The sequence below is a fragment of the Streptosporangium sp. CA-135522 genome, assembly GCF_050949235.1.
Classification (GTDB): Bacteria; Actinomycetota; Actinomycetes; order Streptosporangiales; family Streptosporangiaceae; genus Streptosporangium.
In genome coordinates, this window is sequence record NZ_CP192026.1 from 6,633,038 (window position 1) to 6,656,050 (window position 23,013).

The window sequence follows — 23,013 nt, forward strand, 5'->3', positions numbered from 1 at the left end:
CGGCGGCACCGCCGCCGGGGCCTTGTCCGCTGTGGATCAGACGCCGCGGAGCCGGGCTCCGGTGCGCTCGCCGGCCAGCGCCACGGCCGCGTCACGGACCACCGTGGTCTCCTCCGCGGTCAGCGTCCGGTCCGGCGCCCGGAACCGCAGGGAGTAGGCGAGGGACTTGCGGCCCTCGCCCACCTGGGCCCCGGTGTAGACGTCGAACAGCCGGATCGACTCCAGCAGGTCGCCCGCTCCCTCGCGCAGCGCCGCCTCCACCTCGGCCACCGGGACGGCGGCGTCGACGATGAGCGCCACGTCCTGCGTGGCGACCGGGTAGGCGGAGATGGCGGGAGCCTGCGCCGGACCGGTCATCAACGGCTCCAGCCGGGTCAGCTCCAGCTCCATCGCGCCGGTGCGCGGCGGCAGGCCGTAGGCCTCGACGACACGCGGGTGCAGCTCGCCGGCATGACCGACGAGCACGTCCCCGACGTACAGCGCGGCGCACCGGCCCGGGTGCCAGGGTTCATGCCGGTCGGCGCGGACCTCAAGGGCGACCCCGGCCTCGCGGGCCACCGTGCGGGCCGCCTCGACGGCGTCCGCCCAGCCGGCCGCGCGGCCCTTGCCCCACCAGCCGGACCGCTCGAACTCCCCGGCCAGCACGACCGCGACCCGCAACGGCTGGGCCGGCAGCGCGGACTCGATCGACGCGAGCTCCTCCTCGGTCGGCCTGCGGTCGACGCCGAGGACCGGTGCCGTCACCGGCGCGTCCTGCGACGGCCGATAGACCAGGCCCGTCTCGAACAGCGCCACATCGCCGAAGCCGCGGCCCACGTTGCGGACCAGCGTCTTGAGCAGGCCCGGCAGCAGCGTGGTCCGCATCAGCGGCTCGTCCTCGCTGAGCGGGTTGGCCAGCCGTACGGCCCGGCGACGCGCGTCACCGGCGGACAGCTGCAGGTTGTCGAAGTCACGCTCCCCGTTGAACGGGTAGGACAGGGTCTCGACATAGCCGGAGGCGGCCAGCGCCCGGCCCACCCGGCGGCGCAGCCGCTGGCTCTCGCTGAGACCGGCGCCCGCCGGGGCGGCCGGCAGGATCGAGGGCAGGTTCTCGTAGCCTTCGAGCCGGATGACCTCCTCGGCGAGGTCGTTCGGGTCGGTCAGGTCCGGCCGCCACGAGGGCGGGGTAACCGTCAGCATGTCGTCACCGGTGACCGCGAGCTTGGCGGCGATCTCGTCGGCGGGGGCGACCGCGCCGGCGACGACCGTGCAGCCGACCTGCTCCAGACGGTGGATCACGACCTCGCGGTCGTAGTGGGTCCCGGCGACCTTGCCCGGGTGGCCGCTCGGGATGGAGATGCGGACCGGCTTGACCTCGACCTCGGCGTGGGTGACGCCCGGCTGGATCGTGCCGCCGCCGAGCTCGGCCAGGAGCTGGGCCGCCCGCCAGGAGGCGTACAGCGGAAGCTCCCGGTCCACGCCCCGCTCGAAGCGCTTGGAGGCCTCGCTGACCAGATTGTGGCGGCGGGACATCCGTGCGACACCGCTGGCGGAGAAGTGCGCGGCCTCGATCACGATGTCGGTGGAGGCGTCGGAGATCTCGGTGTGCAGGCCGCCCATGGTCCCGGCCATCGAGATCGCGCCCGACCCGTCGGTGATCAGGACGTCTTCCGGGCTGAGCTTACGGACGAGGTGGTCCAGCGTCTCCAACGTCTCGCCGGGCTCGGCCCGGCGCACGACGATCTCGCCGCTCAGCTTGGCGGCGTCGAAGGCGTGCAGGGGCTGCCCGAGCTCCAGCATCACGTAGTTGGTGACGTCGACGGCCAGCGAGACCGGACGCATGCCGGCACGCGTGAGTCGTACGCGCATCCACAACGGGCTCTTCGCCGCCGGGTCGAAGCCGTGGACCTCGCGCAGCACGAAGCGGTCGCACGCGCTCGGGTCGGCGATGGAGGCCGGGTAGGCCGGGTCGGCGGCGGCGGGCGGAGAGACGTCGGCCGGGTCGAGGAACGCCGCGCCGAAGGCGGTGGCGGCCTCGCGGGCCACGCCGCGGATCGACAGCGCGTAGCCGATGTCCGGGGTGATCTCAAGCTCGATCACGTCGTCGCGCAGACCGAGGAGCTCGACCACGTCGGCCCCGATCGGAGTGCCCTCCGACAGCACCATGATGCCGTCGTGCTCGTCGCTCAGCCCGAGCTCGCGCTCGGAGCAGATCATGCCCTCCGACATCCGCCCGTAGGTCTTGCGGGCGCCGACCTCGAACCCACCGGGCAGCACGCCGCCGGGCAGCACGACCGGCACCCGGTCGCCGACGGCGAAGTTGGTCGCGCCGCAGACGATCTCACGCGGCGCGGCCTCCCCCACCTCGACCTGGCAGTGCCGGATCGGCTTCTTGAAGCCCTGCAGCTCCTCGATGGCGAGCACCTCGCCGACGACCACGTTCTTGACGTCGTGGCCGTAGGAGGTGACGGCCTCCAGCTTGAGCCCGGCGGCGGTGAGCTTGTCGGCGATCTCGTGAGCGGTGACGGCGGGGAGATCGACGTACTCCCGCAGCCATGAAAGCGGGACCTTCATCAGACCTCCATTCCGAACGGGAGAGTGAAGCGGACGTCGCCCTCGACCATGTCGCGCATGTCCTCGGCGTTGTGGCGGAACATCAGCGTGCGCTCGATGCCCATGCCGAAGGCGAAGCCGCTGTAGCGGCCCGGGTCGACGCCGCAGGCGATGAGCACCCGGGGGTTGACCATGCCGCAGCCGCCCCACTCGATCCAGCCCTCGGACTTGCAGGTGCGGCAGGGCGGATTGCCCGGCACCGCGGAGGCGCCGCGGCACACGAAGCACTTCAGGTCCATCTCGGCGGACGGCTCGGTGAACGGGAAGTAGTTCGGCCGGAACCTGGTGGTGATCCCCTCGCCGAACATGACCTCGGCGAAACGGTCCAGGGTGCCCTTGAGGTGGGCCATGGTGAGGCCTTCGTCGATCGCCAGCCCCTCGACCTGGTGGAAGACCGGAGTGTGGGTGGCATCGAGCTCGTCGGTGCGGAACACCTTGCCCGGCGAGATCACGTAGACCGGGAGCCTGCGGCTGAGCAGTGCCCGGATCTGCACCGGTGAGGTCTGCGTGCGCAGCACCTTGCCGGACTCGACGGACTCCACGAAGAAGGTGTCGTGCTCCGAACGCGCCGGGTGGTCGGGCGAGATGTTCAGCGCGTCGAAGTTGAACCACTCGCCTTCCAGCTCGGGTCCCTCGGCCACCTCGTAGCCCATCGCGACGAACGCGTCCGCGATGCGCTCCTGCAGGGTGGTCAGGGGGTGCCGGGCACCGCGTGGGGCGCGGTCGGCGGGCAGCGTGACGTCGACGGTCTCCTCGACGAGGACCCGCTCGTCGCGCTCGGCCTCCAACTGGGCCTGACGCTCGGCGAGGGCGTCGGCGACGGCCTTGCGCGCGCCGCCGATGCGCTTGCCCGCCTCGGCGCGCGCCGCCGGGGGCAGCGCGCCGATCTCGCGGTTGGCCAGGGCGATCGGCGAGCGGTCACCGGCGTGCGCGAGCCGTACCTGCTTGAGTTCGTCGAGGTCGCGCGCCGCCTTGATGGCGTCGAGCGCGTCAGCCTGCATGCGCGCCATCTCATCGGCGTGCAGCGGGGTCACCTCAACCGGGTCGTAGTTAGACAAGAGAGCTCCGAATCCAGGGCTTAAGCGGCAACGAGTCTAGTCGGGGAAGCCCACCGGGCCTGCATCCGCGCTCAGGCGAACTCAGGGGTGCCGGTGGGCACCATAAATCGGAACTCGGCCCCGCCTTCGGGCCCCCGCTGCACGGAGATGGTGCCGCCGTGAGCCTCGATCAGCCCCTTGACGATGAACAGACCGAGCCCGGTGCCGCCGCGGCGGCGGGCGTTGCCCCGCCAGAACTGCCGGAACACGCGCGTGGCCAGCTCGGGCGGGATGCCCTCACCCTGGTCACGGACGGACACGGTCACTCCCCACTCGTTCGGCTCGATGGTTATTGTCACCGTACCGCGCCCGTGGCGCACCGCGTTTTCCAGCAGGTTGGCCAGCACCTGGTCGATCTTGTCCTGGTCGAGCCAGGTCTCGGGCAGCTCGCCCCACACCTCCAGCCGGAAGCGGTCCTCCGGCTCCCCCGCCGCGACCCGGCCGGCGATGACCTTGCGGGCCCTGGCCGGGATGTCGACCACCTGGCGGTGGATCTCCAGCCTCCCCGACTCGATGCGGGACACGTCGAGCAGCTCGGTGATCAGCCGGGTCACCCGGTCGGCATCGGCGTTGACCGTCTCCAGCATGACCAGCTTCTGGTTGTCGGTGAACCGGGTCCATTTGGCCAGCAGGGTCGCGGTGAACCCCTTGACGCTGGTCAGCGGGGAGCGGAGCTCGTGGGCGACGGTGGAGACCAGGTCGGCGCGGCTGCGCTCCAGGCGGGCGCGGGCTCCGGCGTCACGCATCGTGATCACCACCCGGACGACCTCGCCGCCCCGCTCGGGCCTGCGCACCAGACGGGCGGCCACGAGCATCTCCTGGCCACCCGGGGTGCGCAGCGGAAGCTCGGGCTGGCGGGTGCGGGTGGGCAGCCCGCCGTAGGTGTCGAGCCACTTCCACCAGTCGCGTCCGTCGTGGTCGCGGAAGGAGAACACATCTCGCAGGTGCCGTCCGACGGCCTGGTCGCGGGTGACCCCGGTGAGGCGGGTCGCGGCCCGGTTGACGATCAGCACGTGGCCGTCCCGGTCGGTCACGACGAGACCGTCGGGAAGATCGTTCACGTCGATCACACAGGCGGAATCAGCGCTCCGCTCGTCGGTGTGTTCGCCGTGCACGACCCCGCCTCCTCGACGCTACAACGCCGACAATAGCGGGTTTCCCGCGTTCTACGGCAGCCTCGGAGCGGGGGTGCGGGAACCGGCCCGCTGAGACCGGGCAGATGCGTACAGACACACCGCGGCGGCGGTGGCGAGGTTGAGGCTCTCGGCCCGTCCGTAGATCGGCACCCGGACCACTTCGTCGGTCAGCCGCAAGATCTCCTCCGGCAGTCCCCACGCCTCGTTGCCGAACACCCAGGCGGTCGGGCCGGACAGGTCCACGTCGTCCAGTGTCTGCTCGCCCGCGCCGTCGGCGGCCAGCACCCGCAGCCCGGCGTCCTTCAGCTTCTGCACGGCCTGCGCCACCGGAGCCCCCGTGGTGACCGGGAGGTGGAACAGGCTGCCCGCGCTGGCCCGGACGCACTTGCCGTTGTAGGGGTCCACCGAGGCGTCGGTGAAGACGACCGCGTCGGCGCCCGCCGCGTCGGCGGTACGCAGCACGGTCCCGGCGTTTCCCGGGTCGCGGACGTGAGCGAGCACGGCCACCAGTCTGGCGTCGGCGGTGACGGCGCGGTCCAGGGACACGTGCACGAACCGGCACACGGCCAGCAGACCCTGCGGGGTGATGGTCTGGGCGAGCTCGGCCATGACCTCGCCGCTGGCGCGATGCAGGGGCACCCCCGCGGCGGTGGCGGCGGCGACGATGTCGGCGTGCCGCGACTCGGCCTCGGCCGTGGCGAACAGCTCCACCACGACGCCGTCCAGCGCGAGCGCCTCGCGGACCGCCTGCGGTCCTTCGGCGAGGAAGGAGCGGTCACGGTCCCTGAAGGCCCGCTTGGTCAGCCGCCGCACGGCCTTGACCCTCGGCGACTTGATGTTGGTCAGCTCAGATCCCGCCATGCCTCGTCCCCCAAGAATGCGAATGCGGCCCACAGCGTGATCGCTGTGGGCCGCATGGTCGTCAGTGCCGGATTCAGCCGGCGACCGGCGCGTTCACGTCGGCCGGGAGCGCCTTCTTGGCGGCCTCGACCAGCGTCGCGAACGTGGCGGCGTCGTTGACCGCGAGGTCGGCGAGGATCTTGCGGTCGACCTCGATGGAGGCCAGGCGCAGACCCTGGATGAGCCGGTTGTAGGTGATGCCGTTCTGGCGGGCAGCGGCGTTGATGCGCTGGATCCAGAGACGGCGGAAGGTGCCCTTGCGATCCTTGCGGTCGCGGTAGGCGTAGGTCATCGAGTGGAGCATCTGCTCCTTGGCCTTGCGGTACAGCCTGGACCGCTGGCCCCGGTAGCCCTTCGCCCGCTCAAGAACGACCTTGCGCTTCTTCTTGGCGTTGATCGCCCGCTTCACGCGTGCCATGTGTATCTATCTCCCCGGGGGCCGTTACTTAGCGAGCAGCTTCTTGATCTTCTTGGCGTCGGCATCGGAGAGCACGACCTCGGACTTGAGACGACGCGTCAAGGTGGAGGACTTCCACTCGTTGTAGTGCGCGCGGTTGGCACGGCGGCGCTTGATCTTGCCGGTGCCGGTGAGCCGGAATCGCTTCTTCGCACCGCTGTGCGTCTTCATCTTCGGCATCTCAGCCGTCTCTCCCTCGATCGTGCCGATGTCCCGGGCCGGTAACCCGAGTCAAGGGCATGCCTGACTGCGAGACCGGACCCGGTCTCGGCTTAATCTCGCGACTACCTGACGGTCCAGGCTATGCGAGTCACTCCTGCGGAGCGGCCACCTCGTCGCCGACGGGTGCCTGCTCCTCCGGGGAGTCCTCGTCACGCCGCGCCTTGGCCGCTGCCTTCTCAGCCTTGGCCTCGGCCTTCTTCTTGTGCGGGCCGATCACCATGATCATGTTTCGGCCGTCCTGCTTGGGCTGGGACTCCACGAAGCCGAGCTCCGTGACGTCCTCCGCCAGGCGCTGCAGGAGCCGGAAGCCCAGCTCGGGCCGGGACTGCTCCCGCCCGCGGAACATGATCGTGACCTTGACCTTGTCCCCGGCCTTGAGGAACCGCACCACGTGACCCTTCTTGGTCTCGTAGTCGTGCGGGTCGATCTTCGGTCGGAGCTTGATCTCCTTGATGATCGTGTACGCCTGGTTGCGCCGCGCCTCACGTGCCTTCATCGCGGACTCGTACTTGAACTTGCCGTAGTCCATGAGCTTGCACACGGGCGGGCGAGCCGTAGCCGCGACCTCGACGAGGTCGAGGTCGGACTCCTGAGCCAGCTTCAGAGCATCACCGATGGAGACGATGCCAACCTGTTCGCCGTTCGGGCCGACGAGGCGGACCTCGGGGACGCGAATACGGTCGTTGATGCGGGGCTCGGCGCTGATGGGGCCTCCTAGGTTGCGATCCGCCGCCGTCTTTGGGGGCGGCTGCCACATGCTCGATCGTGCCGGGAGGTCGCGGAACGCAGGCCTTTGTTCAGGCCTGGATACACGAAATGCCCCGCACGTCGCGCATGCGGGGCCACATGAACTCATCAGCTTTGACGCCGTAAGTCCTCCGGAGTTACCCGGTGTGATCCTTGACCTGCCGACCTCGCGGTCGACCAGGTGGGAGGTGACCCTCCGCTTGCGCGTCCAGCAGGCACGCCGGACCGATCGAGTAGTTACATTACCACAACCAGCCACGTTCGCAGAATCATCCCTCGACGCCCATCGGGGCCTGCTGCCCCCGTGAGCACGAAGCCCGGCACGAGGAGGAGATGATCGGGGTACTGCCGGCCGGAGCCGGCCGGCGGCCCTCGCCTGGCTCTTCGTCACCGCCCGACGCGGCACCGCCCGACGCGGCTTCACACCCTGCGGCAGCGGGACGGTCAGCCTTCCGGAGCGGCTCGTCTGACGATCTCCGCCTTGCCCGCCGCGCGCATGGCCTCCACCGGGACGTCGGTCCGGCCGGTCATCATCTCGACCTGCCGGACCGCCTGGTGCAGGAGCATGGGGAAACCCCCGACGACGACGCCGCCCCGCTCCGCCACGGCCGCGGCCAGGCGGGTGGGCCAGGGCGCGTAGACCACGTCGAAGAGCGCGGGCACCCCGGCCAGCAGGCCGGCGAACCCGTCTGCCGCCCCGGCCGGCAGGGTCGAGACGACCAGGTCCACGTGCAGGGCGGTGTCGAGCTTGTCGAAGGTCTGCACGGTCAGCGCCGTGCCGAGCCGCTCCGCCACCTCGGCGGTCTCCCCGGCCCTGGCCGGGTCGCGGACCACCAGGGTCGCCTCGTGCAGACCCAGCTCGCGCAGGGCGGCCAGCGCGGAGGCCGCGGTCGCTCCCCCGCCGAGGATCGTCGCCGCCCGGGGTGGCGGCACACCCGCTTCGGCCAGCGCCTGGACGATGCCGTGGACGTCGGTGTTGTCCCCGTGGCGGGCACCGTCCGAGAAGATCACCGTGTTGGCGCCGCCCACCTCCACCGCGAGGTCGGAGACCGTGTCGAGCAGCGGCAGCACGGCCCGCTTGAGCGGCATGGTCAGCGACAGTCCCGCCCACTCGCGCCCCAGGCCGGCCATCAGGCCGGGCAGCCCGGCCTCGTCGCACTCGATCGCCTCATAACGCCAGTCGTGCAGACCGAGACCCTCGTAGGCGGCGCGGTGCAGGTATGGCGACAGCGAGTGGGCGATGGGGGATCCGAGGACCGCGGCCTTCATCACCCTCCGTTCCTGTTCTTCTCGAACTCCGCCTTGAGCTGGAGGAATTCGGCCTCTGTCGAGGCGAACTTGGTGATGCCCCGCTTGGTGTCGGTGGTCACGAACCAGACCCAGTCGCCCTTCGTCGGGTTGAGCGCGGCCTGGATGGCGTGGTCACCGGGGTTGGCGATCGGTCCCGGAGGCAGACCGAGCCGATTGTAGGTGTTGTAGGGCGAGTCGCTTTCGAGGTCGGCGTTGGTCGCCGCGACACCGTACTTGTTCAGCCCGTACATCACGGTGCTGTCCATCTCCAGCTTGCGCACCGGGTCGCCGTCGAGGCGGTTGTAGATGACGCGGGCCACCTTGCCCATGTCCTGGACGTTGCCGGACTCGGCCTGGACGATGCTGGCGATCGTCATGATCTCGTGCGGGGTGCGGCCGAGGACCTTCGCCTTCCTCGCCAGGCCGTCCCTGTCGGCGGTCTGGTGGAAGCGGTCCACCATCGCGGACAGGATGTCGGCGGGCCCCATCTTGGGGGAGATCTCGTAGGTGGCCGGGAAGGCGTATCCCTCCAGCCTGCCCTTGGCGTAGGGGGGCAGGCCGAGTGCCTTGGCGTCCCTGGCGGCCCGCTGGAAGTCCTTCAGCGGCTTACCGGTCTGCTCGGCGAGCTTGACCAGGGTGTCGGACAGACGTAGCCCCTCCTTGAGGGTCACCCTCTCCCGCAGCCGCTTGGACGGGTCCAGCAGGCCGACCGCGACGGCCGCGGACATCTGCTTGCGCATGGTGTATTCGCCCGGCTGGAGGGAGGAGCTCTTGCCGGCGTCGGCGACGGCGTTGACGAACGCCTTGGCGCTCTTGACCACGCCCTGCTTCTCCAGGGTCTCGGCGACCTGAGAGGCGGTCTGACCGTCCTTGATCTCCACGACCACCTCACCGGTGCCCTGCCCGGTGTAGTCGTCGGGAGTCATCACGTCGCGCACCCAGGTGTAGCCGTAGAAGCCTCCGGCGCCGATGCCGCCCAGCAGGACGATGACCGCGAGCATCGGTGCGAGGAAACCGCCCCGGTTGCGGCGGCGCTTACGCCGGCGCCCCCGCCGGCCGGGGCCAGAGGATGCACGTGACCTGCGCCGCGAGCCATCGTCGTCGGCGCCGACCAGGAAGTCCATATCGAGATCGCTCATAGGTTCGCCGGCCAATCTCCCGGTAGGGGCGGCCTGGCGTCAAGCGGGTATGCCAAACCGAGGGGGGACACCGGGCCAACCGTCCCGGCTCGCCGGGCATCTTCTCGTGGCCTCTCGGTGCGGGTCGCCGCGTGCGGCGGAACGGATGATGTTCCGCCGTACATCACCGCGTCCTGAGGTATCTGTTCAGCTCTTCCCGGTATCTCACGAACTCACTCTCTTTGTCAGTGAATTTCGTGATTCTATGCTCCGGATCGGTTGTGACAAACCAGAACCAATCGCCTTGATCTGGGTGGAGAGCCGCTCTCAACGCCTTCTCTCCCGGACTCGCAATGGGTCCCGGCGGCAGACCGGGGTGCAGGTAGGTGTTGTACGGCGACTTCACTTTGGTGTCCTTCACCGTCACCTTCATGCTCCTACGCCTTTGCGCGTAGAGCACCGTGGAGTCGATCTGAAGCGGCACCCGCGCCTTGATCCTGTTGTAGATCACTCTAGCGATCTTCGGGTAGTCCGAGTCGCGCCCGCCCTCGGCCTGCAGCAGGCTCGCCACCGTGACGGCCTCCAGGGGTGTCAGATGGCGCTCGGCGGCCTTCGCCTCCAGATCGAGCTCGACCGCCGCGTCTTTGTAACGTTCCACCATGGACGCGAGCACGCCCGCCGGGGTCGCGTCGGGCTCCACCTCGTAGGTGGCGGGGAACAGGAAGCCCTCGGGCCCCTTGGCGTAGGCGGGCAGATCGAGCTCCTGCCGGTCCTGGGCGGCCTTGACGAAGTCGTCCCGGCGCAGGCCGGTGCCCGCGGCGAGCCTGTCGAACAGCTCCGACAGCCGCAGTCCCTCCGGAACGGTCACCCGCCGTACCAGCCGGGATCCGGGGGCGGTGAGCAGCTTGAGCGCCTCGGCGGCCGACATGCCCTTGCGGAGACGGAAATGGCCGGGCCGCAGGCTGTTGCCCTTGGCCTGCTCCTCGGTCACCCGGATGAACGACCTGGCGCTCGCCACCACTCCGGCGTTCGCCAGGATCGAGGCGATCTCACCCGCGGTCGCGCCCTGCTCGATCTTCACGGTGACCGCTCCCGAGCCGGCCCCTTCGAAGTCGGCCGGCGCCAGGTACGGCTTGACCAGCACGTATCCACCGACGCCCACCGTCATCGCGACGACGGCCGTGCCTCCCGCCAGCAGCCATATCGGCCGCAGACGGCTCACCGAACGGCCCCACCACTCGATTCCCCGCCGGGGCGCCCGCCCGGCGGACCGAGCGCTCTGCCCGGCGGCATGCCGGTGGCACGCTCGGCGTCGAGGGCGGCCTGCAGCAGCACGATGGCCGCCGCCTGGTCCACCACGCCACGCTGGTTCTTGGCCTTCACCCCGCTGGCCCGCAGGCCCTGCTGGGCGGTGACCGTGGTCAGCCGCTCGTCGAACAGCCGGACCGGGATCGGCGACAGCCGCAGCGAGATCCGGTGTGCGAAGTCGCGGGCGGCCTCGGCCGCCTGACCCTCACGACCGGACAGGGAGGTCGGCAGGCCGACCACGATCTCGACGACCTCGTACTCGGCCGCGATCTCCGCGAGCCGGTCCAGGTCGCCCTTGCCGCGCCGTACGGTCTCCACCGGCGTGGCCAACAGCCCCGAAGGGTCACTGCGGGCCACGCCGATACGGACCGAGCCGACGTCGACGCCCAGCCGAATACCGTTTCTCATCACCATCTCCGCCTCCGAGCCGCCTCCGACTCGCAGACGTCCGTCGTCAGGCGAGGGTCTGTGCGATCGCCTGCTCGACGGCGTCGAGCGCGTCGCGAATCGCCTCAGGACGGACTCCACCGCCCTGGGCGACGTCATCCTTACCACCGCCGCCGCCTCCGAGCGCCTTGGCGGCGACGCCGACGAGCCGGCCCGCCTTCAGGCCCCGCTCGCGCCCCGGCTCGTTGACCACGGCGACGACGACGGGCCGGTCGTTGGGCACGCCGGCGACGACGACGACCGCGGCCCGCTCACCCGGGAACCGGCCGCGCACGTCAAGGGCGAGCTTACGCAGGTCGTCGGGGGAGGTTCCATCAGGCGCGCGGTGCGTCACGACGGAGACCCCGTGCAGGTCGCGGGCTCCGGCGGCCATCTCGCCCGCCATCGCCAGCACCTGGGCCGAGCGGAGCTTGTCCAGCTCCTTCTCGGCGGTGCGCAGCCGGGTGACGATGCCCTCGATCCGTTCGGGCAGCTCCTCGCGGCGGGCCTTGAGCTGTTCGGACAGCTGGGCCACGAGCACGCTCTCGCGTGCCAGGAAGCGGAAGGCGTCCAGGCCGACCAGGGCCTCCACCCGGCGCACGCCGGCGCCGATCGAGGCCTCACCCAGCACCTTGACCAGACCGAGCTGGCCGGAGCTGGAGACGTGGGTGCCGCCGCACAGCTCACGGGAGTATTCGCCGACCTCGACGATACGGACGGTCTCACCGTACTTCTCGCCGAACAGGGCCAGCGCGCCCATCGCCCGGGCCTCGGCCTGGGAGGTGTGGAAGGCGTTGACCTTGAGGTCGTTGATCAGCACGGCGTTGACCTCGTCCTCGACGTCACGCAGCATGCTGGGCGCCACGGCGCCGGCGGCGGTGAAGTCGAAACGGAAACGACCGGGCGAGTTCTCCGATCCGGCCTGCGCCGCCGTCTCGCCCAGCGCGTTGCGGAAACCGCGGTGCACCAGGTGGGTGGCGGTGTGGCTGCGGGAGATGGCGCGGCGCCGCTCGACGTCGATCTCGGCCTGGGCCTGGTCGCCCACCCGGATCTCACCGGTGCGGACCTTCCCGCGGTGCACGACGACGCCGGCGACCGGGGACTGCACGTCCACGATCTCCACTTCGGCCCCGTCGGTGCGGATGAGACCCTGGTCGGCGAGCTGGCCGCCGCCCTCGGCGTAGAACGGGGTGCGGCCCAGCACGACCTCGACCTCGGTTCCGGCGCCCGCGGCCGGGACCGAGGCCCCGCCGACGAGCAGGCCGATGACCTGGGACTCGGCGGTGACCTGGTCATAGCCGAGGAACTCGACCTTGCCGGTCTTCTCGAGGATCTGGCCGAACACCGAGATGTCGGCGTTGCCGGTCTTCTTGGCGGCGGCGTCGGCCTTGGCCCGGTCGCGCTGCTCCTTCATCAACCGGCGGAAACCCTCTTCGTCGACCCTGAGGCCCTGTTCGGAGGCCATCTCCAGGGTCAGATCGATCGGGAAGCCGTAGGTGTCGTGCAGTTGGAAGGCCTGCTCCCCGGCGAGCGTGCCCTGTCCCCTGCGCCTGGTCTCCTCCACGGCCACGTCGAAGATCGCGGTGCCGGTGCGGAGCGTGCCCAGGAAGGAGGCCTCCTCGGCGTCGATGACGCCGTGGATCTGCGGGGCGTCGGCCTTGAGCTCGGAGTACTGCTCGCCCATGACGTCGATGGTCACCGCGGTGAGCTCGTGCATGTAGCGCTCCTCGCCCGCGCCCAGCAGGCGCAGGTTGCGGATGGCGCGGCGCAGGATGCGGCGCAGCACGTAACCCCGGCCCTCGTTGGAGGGCAGCACCCCGTCGGCGACGAGCATCACGCCGGTGCGGACGTGGTCGGCGATGACCCGCAACGAGACGTCGGCGCGCTCGTCGCGGCCGTAACGCGTCTTGGTGAGCTCGGCGGCCCGGTCGAGGATCTTGTAGGTGGTGTCGATCTCGTAGATGTTGTCGACGCCCTGCAGGATCGCCGCCATGCGCTCCAGCCCCATGCCGGTGTCGACGCTCTTGGCGGGCAGCTCACCGAGGATCGGGAAGTCGTCCTTGTCCCCGCCCGCGCCGCGCTCGAACTGCATGAAGACGTTGTTCCACACCTCGAGGTAGCGGTTCTCGTCGGCGACGGGTCCGCCGTCCTTGCCGTACTCGGGGCCGCGGTCGTAGTAGATCTCGCTGCACGGACCACAGGGGCCGGGCACGCCCATCGACCAGTAGTTGTCGGCCATGCCGCGGCGCTGGATGCGCTCGGCGGGGACGCCGACCTTGTCGTGCCAGATGCCGTAGGCCTCGTCGTCGTCGAGGTAGACGGTGACCCAGAGCCGGTCCTCGGGGAAGCCGAACCCGCCCTCGGACTCGGGCTTGGTCAGCAGCTCCCAGGCGAGCGGGATCGCCTGCTCCTTGAAGTAGTCGCCGAAGGAGAAGTTGCCGAGCATCTGGAAGAACGTGGCGTGACGGGTCGTCTTGCCGACCTCGTCGATGTCGGGGGTGCGCACGCACTTCTGGGCGCTGGTGGCCCGCTTGAAAGGCGGCTTCTGCTGCCCCAGGAAGTAGGGCTTGAACGGCACCATGCCCGCGGGGACCAGAAGCAGCGTCGGGTCCTCGGCGATCAGGCTGGCCGAGGGCACGACGGTGTGCCCACGCTCCTCGAAGAAGCGCAGGAAGCGGCGGGCGATCTCTGCCGACTCCATGTCAGCGGCCATCCTTTACGTCGTAGTGATAGGTGTTTTCAACAGTGTCGAGCCCGAACCGGGAACGCAACTCGGTTTCCCGCCTGGCCGCACCCTCCAGGGTGTCACCGGCGAACTCCCTCATCTGCTCCAGGGCCCCGCCGGCGCTGCGCACGGCGCGCCGGGCCAGGTGGTTCGGGTGCAGTGCTTGCAGCTTACGCATGACCCACACCGCGCCGAACGCGCCCAGGGACATGTAGAACAGTCGCCGGATCATCGCCGCCGCCTCTCCAGCATCCGAGCGTTCGATCTGCCGCGGGCGCGCAGGGCGTGCCGGACGCCGTGGCTCAGCGCGGCAAGCTTGATCAGCGGCCCGGTGACCAGTGTCTGGGTGACGTCGCTGACCTTGGCGGCATGCCCGCTGACCCGCTTGACGTCGGCGGCGATGGCCTCGACGGCGACCAGCTGGCGGTTGGTCTCGCCGACGGTCGCCGTGACGTCTTCCAACAGCGGCACCACGCGCTCGCCCAGCTCGGAGACCATCTTGGTGGTCTCGGTGAGCAGCCGGGCCAGCCGCACCAGGACGACGGCCAGAAAACTGACCAGGATCGCCCACGCCATGGCCACGATCAGTCCGGCGACCTCTCCTGCGCTCAGCATGCGCCGATCTCCTCACTTCACCCGGCTGGAACGGCAAAACCCTATCGTGTCCCGCCCCACTCCCCCGGCATGCCGCTTCGTCGCGGGCCTTCCCCGAGGCGACTACTCACCGCGCAGGAAGGCGCGGATCCTGGACCACCGATCGGCGAAGCCCGCCTCGGCGCCGTGGCGGGTGGGCCGGTAGTAGCGGCGCTCCCGCAGCTCCTCGGGGGCGTAGTCCTGGCGGACCAGGCCGTGCTCGAAGTCGTGGGGATATTTGTAGCCCTTGCCGTGGCCGAGCTTCTTGGCCCCGCCGTAGTGGGCGTCGCGCAGATGGCCGGGCACATGGCCGATGCTGCCGCGCCGTACGTCGTCCGAGGCGGCGTTGACGGCGTTGATCACCGCGTTGGACTTGGGGGCGAGCGCGCAGTGGATGACGGCCTGGGCCAGGTTGAGCCGCCCTTCGGGCAGGCCGATGAACTCCACCGCCTGAGCGGCGGCCACCGCGACCTGCAGGCACGTGGGATCGGCCATGCCGACGTCCTCGGAGGCGAAGATGACGATTCTGCGCGCGATGAACCTGGGGTCCTCGCCCGCCTCGAGCATGCGGGCGAGGTAGTGCAGCGCGGCGTCGGCGTCGGAGCCGCGCATGCTCTTGATGAAACCGCTGATCACGTCGTAGTGCTGGTCGCCCTGGCGGTCGTAGCGGACGGCGGCCTTGTCCACGGCGCGCTCCACCACCTCGACGGTGATCTCACCGTCGGAGATCAGCGAGGCGGCCTCCAGGTAGGTGAGCGACCTGCGGGCGTCTCCGCCGGCCAGGCGCACCAGATGCTCGGCGGCCTCGGGCGCCAGTTTCACCTTCCCGTCCAGACCGCGCGGGTCGGTGACGGCGCGCTCCAGCACCGCCCTGACGTCGTCTTCCGACAGTGACTCCAGAGTCAGCAGCAGGGAGCGGGACAGCAGCGGCGAGATGACGGAGAAGAACGGGTTTTCGGTGGTGGCGCCGATGAAGGTGACCCAGCGGTTCTCCACCGCCGGCAGCAGGGCATCCTGCTGGGCCTTGTTGAAGCGGTGCACCTCGTCCACGAACAGCACGGTCTGGCGGCCGGACATGCCCAGCTCGCGCCGAGCCTGCTCGATGGCCGCGCGAACCTCCTTGACGCCCGCCGACACGGCGGAGACCTCGACGAAGCGGCGCTCGGTGACGCCCGCGACCACGTAGGCCAGGGTGGTCTTGCCGGTGCCGGGCGGGCCCCACAGGAACAGCGACATCGGCGCCTCGGCCTCGACGAGCCGGCGCAGCGGCGTGCCGGGGCCCAGCAGGTGGCGCTGGCCGATCACCTCGTCCAGGCCGCGCGGGCGCATCCGCACCGCCAGGGGCTCATGGCCGCGGTGGGCCTCCTCCGCCGCCGAGTCGAACAGGCTGTCCACGCTCCGACAGTACCGTCAGGACATCCGTTCCGGATCCACACCGCCGAGCCGGCCGCCCGGCGGGCCGGGGATCCTGCGCCGGAGACGATCGCCCGCCGGATCGTCAGCCTCCCCAGACCGCGACCGCCCCGCTGTGCCCGGCGCGCAGCACGTAGTACCCCGTCACCGCGGCCATGGCGACGGTGAGCACCACGACGGTCACCTCCGCCGGGCGGCCGAACCGCTCCGCCTGCGAGACGTAGACGAGGCCCAGCGAGACCACGCCGAGGACGAGGGCGGCCAGCAGCAACGGGGTGGCGAATTCCTCGTGCTCGGCGATGCGCCGGCCGAGCTGCCCGTCGACCGGGGAGAAACGCCTGTCCCGCAACGCCCCACCGCTCTGCCTGGCCGCCAGAACGGCCACCGGGACGGCCACCGCCAGCGCCGTCACCGCCCAGTTCAGTACGGCGCGCGTGCGGCGCGCCAGCGCGTAGACGATGGCCAGCACCACCAGGAGCGGCGTCAGGACCACGGCGGCGTGGACGATCAGGGGGTGGGCGGGCAGGCCCAGAATCTCGTCGAACATGGGTGACTCCGGTGGTACGTGGCTCTCATCAGCGGATACGGAATCTCACCATGAAAGGTTCTGGAACGCACCGGGGTGTCCGCGGTTCCCTCGCATCACACCGGGCGAATTCCGTCACTTACGTCCAGCACACTCCAAGGCCGGTACGCTTTCGGCCAGTTGATAGTCATGTAACGGCAATCCTGGAGGACATAGCGGTGAGCGGCGAGGACCGCCAGAGCCAACTGGCGCGAGAGCACAAAGAGCGCCAGGCACAGCGGGCTGCTGAGCAGACGACCAAGTCGAAGCGGAACACCTTCATCGGGGCCGGCGCCGCGATCGTCGTCGTCGTCGGAGGCCTGATCGCCGCGACGACCCTGCTCGGAGGCAACGGCGACGGCAAGACCGCCGCCGCGAGCTCGCCGGCCCCCTCGAAGAGCGCCGAGCCCTCCGAGTCCCCCGAGCCGGTGGCGACGCCCAGCGTCCCGGTCGACCCGGCCAAGGTGAGCTGCTCCTACCGCAAGGACACCAGCGGCAGCCCGGCCAAGAAGGTGGGCATGCCGCCGAGCAAGCCCGACCTGAAGCTGAAGACCATGACGGTCACCACCAACCACGGCGACATCGTGATCGACCTGATGACGCAGACCGCTCCGTGCGCGGTGAACTCCCTGGCCTTCCTGGCGAAGAAGAACTTCTACGACAACACCAAGTGCCACCGGCTGGCCACGGTGGAGAACGCGGGCCTTTCCCTGCTGCAGTGCGGTGACCCGCAGGCCAAGGCCGACGGCAAGAACCCCACCGACGGCCAGGGCAGCGCGGGCTACGTCTTCAACGACGAGATCCCGCAGGGCGTGAAGTACAGCAAGGGCGTGGTCTCGCTGGCCCAGCCGGCCGACGCGGTCAACCAGAACAGCAGCCAGTTCTGGATCTCGCTCGGCGAGGAGACCGCGCAGCTGACGCCGGACTACACGCCCTTCGGCTTCGTCACCAAGGGCATGGACATCCTCGACGAGGTCGCCAAGGGCGGCTGGATCACCAACCCCGACGACATCAGCGGCGACGGCGGTTCCAACGCCCCCAAGATCCCGGTCGTCATCAAGGACGTGAAGATCTCCTAGCGGGTCTTCGAGCGGAACGCCCCGGCGGTCGGCCGACCACCGGGGCGTTCCGTCTTCCGGCGGAACCCGCGGCCGCACGGCTTTGTGATCCCGATCACAATCGGGCGATCTCCGGCGCCCCGGAGTCAGACTTGGGTCAGAGCCTGTGTGATCCATCTCACCGAGGGGCACCGAATGCCGGAAAAGCTACCCGCCGAGTTCGTGTTGAGTCCCGAGTTCGGCAAAGACCCCTACGCCGCCTACGCCGCGCTCCGGGCCAAGGGGCCGGTCCACCCGATCGACTTCCCGCCGGGCATGGACGCCTTCCTGGTGGTCGACCACGAGCACGGCCGCAAGGCCCTCAACGACCCCCGGCTGAGCAAGAGCCCGGCCCATGGGCCGGACCTGTTTCGCGGGCTGCTGGGACAGGGCAATCCGGTGCTCGCGCACAACATGCTCAACAGCGACCCGCCCGACCACACCAGGCTGCGCCGCCTGGTCTCCAAGGCCTTCACCCCCCGGCGGACCGAGGATCTGCGTCCCCGGGTCCAGGAGATCACCGACGCGCTCATCGACGCGATGACCGCCAAGGACCACGCCGACCTGCTCGATGACTTCGCCTTCCCCCTGCCGATCACGGTGATCTGCGAGCTGCTGGGCGTTCCGGTCGAGGACCGTGACGACTTCCGCGACTGGTCGACCGCCCTGATCACCCCGCCGCTCGACGAGGACCAGGTCCGGCGCCGCACCGAGGCGAACGACGCCATGCGCGCCTACTTCACCCGGGCCATCGCCGAGCGCCGGACCGAACCCCACGACGACATGATCAGCGCGCTGGTCGCCGCCCGCGACGAGGACGAGCTGCTCAGCGAGCAGGAACTGCTGTCCACACTCACGCTGCTGCTCATCGCCGGGCACGAGACCACGGTCAACCTGATCGGCAACGGCATGCTGGCCCTGCTGGTCCACCCCGGCCAGCTCAAGCTGCTGCGGGAGCGGCCCGAACTGCTGCCGTCGGCGATCGAGGAGTTCCTGCGCTACGAGAGTCCCGTGGAGCGGGCCACCTTCCGCTTCTCCACCCAAGACCTGGAGATCGCGGGCGTCCCCATCCCCAAGGGCAGCCTGGTCCACGTCTCACTCGGCGCGGCCGACCACGATCCCGGGGTGTTCGACGAGCCGGACACCCTCGACATCACCCGGGCCGACAACCGCCACGTGGCCTTCGGCCACGGCATCCACTTCTGCCTGGGCGCGCCGCTGGCCCGTCTGGAGGCCCAGATCGCCTTCGAGACGCTCCTGCGCCGCCTGCCGGACATCGCGCTCGGCTGCGCGCCCGACGAGATCGCCTGGCGCCAGGGCGGCTCGCTGATCCGCGGGCTGCGGGCACTGCCCGTCCGCTTCTAGACCCTCGCGAAGACCTCGTTCTCGCACGGCGAAGGCCGCGGACACGGCGAAGGCCCCCCGGACGGGACACGTTCCGGGGGGCCTTCGCCGTACTGGCCGTGCCGGGGTCCTCAGGCCTCGGCCTTCGGCTTGGCGTCGACGCCGGCCTCCTTGCGCTGCGCACCCGTGATCGGGGTGGGCGCGCCGGTCAGCGGGTCGAAGCCGGAGGCCGTCTTGGGGAAGGCGATGACGTCGCGGATCGAGTCGCCGCCCGCCAGGAGCATGCAGATCCGGTCCCAGCCGTAGGCGATGCCGCCGTGCGGCGGCGGGCCGTACTTGAACGCCTCCAGCAGGAAGCCGAACTTGTTCTCCGCCTCCTCCTTGGAGATGCCGAGCACGTCGAAGACGCGCTGCTGCATCTCGGCCCGGTGGATACGGATCGAGCCGCCGCCGATCTCCATGCCGTTGCAGACCATGTCGTAGGCGTAGGCCAGGGCCTCGCCGGGGTGGTCCTGGAAGTTGTCGGCCCACTCGGGCTTGGGCCCGGTGAACGGGTGGTGGACCGCGGTCCAGCCGCCCTCGCCGTCCTCCTCGAACATGGGGGCGTCGACGATCCAGAGGAAGTTCCACTCCGACTCGTCGATCAGGCCGCAGCGCCGGCCGATCTCCAGGCGGGCCGCGCCGAGCAGGTCCCGCGAGGCGGCGGCCGTACCGGCGGCGAAGAAGATCGCGTCCCCGGGCCGGGCGCCCGTCTTGGCGGCCAGGCCCGTGGCCTCGCTCTCCGAGAGGTTCTTGGCGACCGGGCCGCCGAGCGTGCCGTCCTCGCCGACGAGCACGTAGGCCAGGCCCCTGGCGCCGCGCGACTTGGCCCAGTCCTGCCAGCCGTCCAGCTCCTTGCGGCTCTGGGAAGCACCCCCCGGCATGACCACGGCGCCCACGTACGGCGCCTGGAAGACGCGGAAGGTGGTGTCGGCGAAGTATTCGGTCATCTCGACGAGCTCTTGACCGAAGCGCAGGTCGGGCTTGTCGGAGCCGTAGCGGGACATGGCGTCCCAGTAGGTCATCCGGGGCAGCGGTGTCGGCAGCTCGTAGCCGATCGTCTCCTTCCAGATGCGGCCGATCAGGGCCTCGCCCAGGGCGATGACGTCGTCCTGGTCCACGAAGGACATCTCGACGTCGATCTGGGTGAACTCCGGCTGCCGGTCGGCGCGCAGGTCCTCGTCGCGGAAGCAGCGGGCGAGCTGGTAGTAGCGCTCCATCCCGGCGACCATGAGCAGCTGCTTGAACAGCTGCGGCGACTGCGGCAGCGCGTACCAGCTGCCGGGCTGGAGACGGACCGGGACCAGGAAGTCGCGGGCGCCCTCGGGGGTGGAACGGGTCAGCGTCGGGGTCTCGATGTAGTTGAACCCGTGCTCGTTCATCACCTCGTGGGCCAGGTAGGTCGCCCTGGAGCGGATTCGCATGGCCTGCGCGACCTGCTGGCGCCGGATGTCGAGGTAGCGGTACTTGAGCCGGGCCTCCTCCGACACACCGGTGCTGCCCTCGATCGGGAACGGCAGCGGTGCGGACTCGCTGAGCACCTCGACCTCGGTGGCGACGACCTCGATCGCGCCGGTCGGCAGCTCGGGGTTCTCGTTGCCCTCGGGACGGACCCGCACCTCTCCGACGACCTTGACGCAGTATTCCGCGCGCAGGCCGTGCGCGTCGTCCTCCTCGCGGAAGACCACCTGGGAGGAGCCGGAGGCGTCACGCAGGTCGATGAAGACCACACCGCCGTGGTCACGGCGGCGCGCCACCCAACCGGCCAGCGTCACCTGCTGCCCGGCGTGCTCCTTGCGCAGTGATCCCGCTTCGTGCGTGCGGATCATTTCTTCAGTCTCTCCTTCAAGGTCGTGACGATCTCAGCGAGCGGTACGGCGGCCTGGTCCCCGCTGACCAGGTCCTTGACCTGCGCGGACCCGGCGGCGATATCTCGCTCGCCGAGGATCACGGCGTAGCTCGCCCCCGACCGGTCGGCACCCTTCATGGCACCCTTGACGCCCTTGCCGCCGAAGGACAGGTCGGCGTCGAGGCCGGCCCGGCGCAGCTCGGTGATGAGCAGGAACATCCGGCGGCGCGCCTCCTCACCCAGCGGCACACCGTACACCTGGACGCGAGCGTCGGTGGTCTCGGCACCGGACAGGCCCTCGGCCTCCATGGCCAGGACCGTCCGGTCGACGCCGAGCGCCCAGCCGACGCCGGGCAGGGCCGGGCCGCCGATCATCTCGCTCAGACCGTCGTAGCGACCGCCGCCGCCGACCGCCGACTGCGATCCCAGCCCGTCGTGGACGAACTCGAAGGTGGTGCGCGTGTAGTAGTCGAGGCCGCGCACCAGCCTGGGGTCGTCGGTGTAGGCCACGCCGGAGGCGGTCAGCAGCGAGCGGACCTCCTCGTGGTAGGTCTTACACGCCTCGCACAGGTGGTCGACGACCAGCGGGGCACCGACGAGCTGCGCCTGCACCTCGGGGCGCTTGTCGTCGAGCACGCGCAACGGATTGATCTCGATTCGGGCCCGGGTGGGCTCGTCGAGATCGAGGCCGCGCAGGAAGTCCTGCAGCGCGGCGCGGTAGGCGGGGCGGCACTCCCTGTCGCCCAGCGTGTTGAGCAACAGCCGGACGCCGGTGAGCCCCAGCCCGGCGTAGCCGTCGGCGGCCAGCACGATGAGCTCGGCGTCCAGCGCGGGGTCCTCCGACCCCAGGGCCTCGGCGCCCACCTGCCAGAAGTGGCGGTAGCGGCCCTTCTGCGCGCGCTCGTAGCGGAACTGGCTGCCCGAGTACCACAGCTTCACGGGCAGCTGGCCGTTGTGCAGACCGTGCTGGAGGACCGCCCGCACGACCGACGCGGTGCCCTCGGGGCGCAGCGTGATGGAACGCCCGCCCTTGTCCTCGAAGGTGTACATCTCCTTGGAGACGATGTCGGTCGATTCGCCGACGCCGCGGACGAACAACGCGGTGTCCTCGAAGACCGGCGTCTCGATGTAGCCGTAGCCCGCGCGGCGGGCCGGGGCGGTCAGCGCCTCCCGCACGGCGAGCGCCTGCTCCGAACGCGGCGGGAGCCAGTCGAAGGTGCCCTTGGGCGCCTGCAAAGTCATCTTTATAGTCCCCTGGTGGGACCGGCGTACGGGGCGGCTTCCGCGAGATACGGATTGGTCGCGCGCTCGTGGCCGATCGTGGTCTGTGGTCCGTGACCGGGCAGGACCACCGTGTCCTCCGGCAGCGGCAGACACTTGGTCGCCAGGCTGCGCAGGATGGTCGGGTAGTCGCCGCCCGGGAGATCGGTGCGGCCGATGGAGCCGGCGAACAACAGGTCACCCGAGAACAGCACGTCGGGGATCTCCTCGGTGCCGGGCAGCCTGAACGTCACCGACCCCCTGGTATGGCCCGGGGTGTGGTCGACGGTGAGCTCCATGCCCGCCAGCCGCAGCACCTCACCGTCGGCGAGCTCGCGCACGTCGTCGGGCTCGGTGAAGGTCAGCCCGCCGAACAGCTGCCGCCCGGCCGCCGACGACATCCCCTTGCCCGGATCGGAGAGCATCGCACGGTCCTCCGGGTGGATCCACGCGGGAACGTCACGCGCGCCGCAGACCGGTGCGACCGACCACATGTGGTCGAGGTGCCCGTGGGTGACCAGCACCGCGACCGGCTTCAGCCGATGCTCGCGCAGCACGTCGTCCAGGCCGCCGACGGCGTTCTGCCCCGGATCGACGATGACGCACTCCTCGCCCGCGGCGGGCGCGACGACGTAGCAGTTGGTCTGGAACGACCCTGCGGGAAAGCCGGCGATGAGCATCTGCCTCAGCTGATCTCGTCAAGAATACGGATGGGAATGTAACCGAAGGGTACCGGTGCGGGTCGGCGGGCTGCGAACCATTACCCTTTGGCCGATACGATTCGCCCACCTCAAT

21 protein-coding genes are annotated in these 23,013 nt (G+C 70.1%); 2 read left to right on the forward strand and 19 right to left on the reverse strand.

What is annotated here, in order from left to right:
- Positions 1-36: 36 nt before the first annotated feature.
- From pheT to ACQPYK_RS31735, 16 genes are all read right to left on the reverse strand, one after another.
- The gene (gene pheT, locus ACQPYK_RS31660) at positions 37-2,553 is read right to left on the reverse strand and encodes a phenylalanine--tRNA ligase subunit beta (RefSeq protein ID WP_433238908.1); all 2,517 of its coding nucleotides are present in this window, start codon (positions 2,551-2,553) and stop codon (positions 37-39) included.
- Positions 2,553-3,602: a phenylalanine--tRNA ligase subunit alpha gene (gene pheS, locus ACQPYK_RS31665; protein WP_433258966.1), complete on the reverse strand. Its 1,050-nt coding sequence runs from the start codon at positions 3,600-3,602 to the stop codon at positions 2,553-2,555. The genes pheT and pheS overlap by 1 nt, the downstream gene beginning before the upstream one ends.
- 119 nt (positions 3,603-3,721) lie before the next feature.
- Positions 3,722-4,804, reverse strand: coding sequence for an ATP-binding protein (locus tag ACQPYK_RS31670; protein ID WP_433238911.1), 1,083 nt, complete (start codon positions 4,802-4,804; stop codon positions 3,722-3,724).
- A 51-nt stretch (positions 4,805-4,855) separates the two neighbouring features.
- Positions 4,856-5,686, reverse strand: coding sequence for a TrmH family RNA methyltransferase (locus ACQPYK_RS31675; RefSeq protein ID WP_433238914.1), 831 nt, complete (start codon positions 5,684-5,686; stop codon positions 4,856-4,858).
- 73 nt (positions 5,687-5,759) lie between these two features.
- Complete coding sequence (gene rplT, locus ACQPYK_RS31680; RefSeq protein ID WP_012892552.1) at positions 5,760-6,143, reverse strand: 50S ribosomal protein L20; 384 nt, start codon at positions 6,141-6,143, stop codon at positions 5,760-5,762.
- 24 nt (positions 6,144-6,167) lie between these two features.
- Entirely contained in the window at positions 6,168-6,362 is a 195-nt protein-coding gene (gene rpmI / locus ACQPYK_RS31685) for a 50S ribosomal protein L35 (RefSeq protein ID WP_012892553.1), read from the reverse strand.
- 130 nt (positions 6,363-6,492) lie between these two features.
- On the reverse strand, positions 6,493-7,161 hold the full coding sequence (gene infC, locus ACQPYK_RS31690) for a translation initiation factor IF-3 (protein WP_433238919.1): 669 nt from the start codon (positions 7,159-7,161) through the stop codon (positions 6,493-6,495).
- Positions 7,162-7,595: 434 nt separating this feature from the next.
- Positions 7,596-8,420: a shikimate dehydrogenase gene (locus tag ACQPYK_RS31695; protein ID WP_433238922.1), complete on the reverse strand. Its 825-nt coding sequence runs from the start codon at positions 8,418-8,420 to the stop codon at positions 7,596-7,598.
- On the reverse strand, positions 8,420-9,580 hold the full coding sequence (gene mltG / locus ACQPYK_RS31700) for an endolytic transglycosylase MltG (protein ID WP_433238925.1): 1,161 nt from the start codon (positions 9,578-9,580) through the stop codon (positions 8,420-8,422). The genes ACQPYK_RS31695 and mltG (ACQPYK_RS31700) overlap by 1 nt, the downstream gene beginning before the upstream one ends.
- 163 nt (positions 9,581-9,743) lie before the next feature.
- Positions 9,744-10,781, reverse strand: a complete 1,038-nt coding sequence (gene mltG / locus ACQPYK_RS31705; RefSeq protein ID WP_433238928.1) for an endolytic transglycosylase MltG — start codon at positions 10,779-10,781, stop codon at positions 9,744-9,746.
- Entirely contained in the window at positions 10,778-11,275 is a 498-nt protein-coding gene (ruvX, locus tag ACQPYK_RS31710; protein WP_433238931.1) for a Holliday junction resolvase RuvX, read from the reverse strand. The genes mltG (ACQPYK_RS31705) and ruvX overlap by 4 nt, the downstream gene beginning before the upstream one ends.
- Before the next feature lie 46 nt (positions 11,276-11,321).
- Entirely contained in the window at positions 11,322-13,994 is a 2,673-nt protein-coding gene (gene alaS / locus ACQPYK_RS31715) for an alanine--tRNA ligase (RefSeq protein WP_433258967.1), read from the reverse strand.
- 1 nt (position 13,995) lies between these two features.
- Positions 13,996-14,250, reverse strand: coding sequence for a hypothetical protein (locus ACQPYK_RS31720; protein WP_433238933.1), 255 nt, complete (start codon positions 14,248-14,250; stop codon positions 13,996-13,998).
- Positions 14,247-14,633 carry a DUF948 domain-containing protein gene (locus tag ACQPYK_RS31725; RefSeq protein ID WP_433238936.1) on the reverse strand — a complete coding sequence of 129 codons (387 nt, stop codon included), beginning with the start codon at positions 14,631-14,633 and terminating at the stop codon, positions 14,247-14,249. Before ACQPYK_RS31725 ends, ACQPYK_RS31720 begins: the two co-directional genes overlap by 4 nt.
- Positions 14,634-14,735: 102 nt before the next feature.
- Positions 14,736-16,046 carry a replication-associated recombination protein A gene (locus ACQPYK_RS31730; RefSeq protein WP_433238939.1) on the reverse strand — a complete coding sequence of 437 codons (1,311 nt, stop codon included), beginning with the start codon at positions 16,044-16,046 and terminating at the stop codon, positions 14,736-14,738.
- A gap of 103 nt (positions 16,047-16,149) precedes the next feature.
- Positions 16,150-16,611: a DUF2231 domain-containing protein gene (locus tag ACQPYK_RS31735; protein ID WP_433238941.1), complete on the reverse strand. Its 462-nt coding sequence runs from the start codon at positions 16,609-16,611 to the stop codon at positions 16,150-16,152.
- Between the two features lie 197 nt (positions 16,612-16,808).
- Between ACQPYK_RS31735 and ACQPYK_RS31740 the strand changes: the two genes are divergently transcribed.
- Together ACQPYK_RS31740 and ACQPYK_RS31745 are read left to right on the forward strand one after the other, a co-directional pair.
- Positions 16,809-17,708 (forward strand): peptidylprolyl isomerase, encoded by a 900-nt coding sequence (locus ACQPYK_RS31740; RefSeq protein ID WP_433238944.1) that lies wholly within the window; start codon positions 16,809-16,811, stop codon positions 17,706-17,708.
- A gap of 174 nt (positions 17,709-17,882) precedes the next feature.
- Complete coding sequence (locus ACQPYK_RS31745) at positions 17,883-19,091, forward strand: cytochrome P450 family protein (RefSeq protein ID WP_433238947.1); 1,209 nt, start codon at positions 17,883-17,885, stop codon at positions 19,089-19,091.
- A gap of 110 nt (positions 19,092-19,201) precedes the next feature.
- Here ACQPYK_RS31745 and aspS read toward each other — a convergent pair whose 3' ends face one another.
- From aspS to ACQPYK_RS31760, 3 genes are read right to left on the reverse strand one after another with little or no spacing between them, the layout of a single operon-like run.
- On the reverse strand, positions 19,202-20,938 hold the full coding sequence (gene aspS / locus ACQPYK_RS31750) for an aspartate--tRNA ligase (protein WP_433238950.1): 1,737 nt from the start codon (positions 20,936-20,938) through the stop codon (positions 19,202-19,204).
- Complete coding sequence (hisS, locus tag ACQPYK_RS31755; RefSeq protein WP_433238953.1) at positions 20,935-22,200, reverse strand: histidine--tRNA ligase; 1,266 nt, start codon at positions 22,198-22,200, stop codon at positions 20,935-20,937. The genes aspS and hisS overlap by 4 nt, the downstream gene beginning before the upstream one ends.
- Before the next feature lie 2 nt (positions 22,201-22,202).
- Positions 22,203-22,898, reverse strand: coding sequence for an MBL fold metallo-hydrolase (locus tag ACQPYK_RS31760; RefSeq protein ID WP_433238956.1), 696 nt, complete (start codon positions 22,896-22,898; stop codon positions 22,203-22,205).
- Positions 22,899-23,013: the final 115 nt, after the last annotated feature.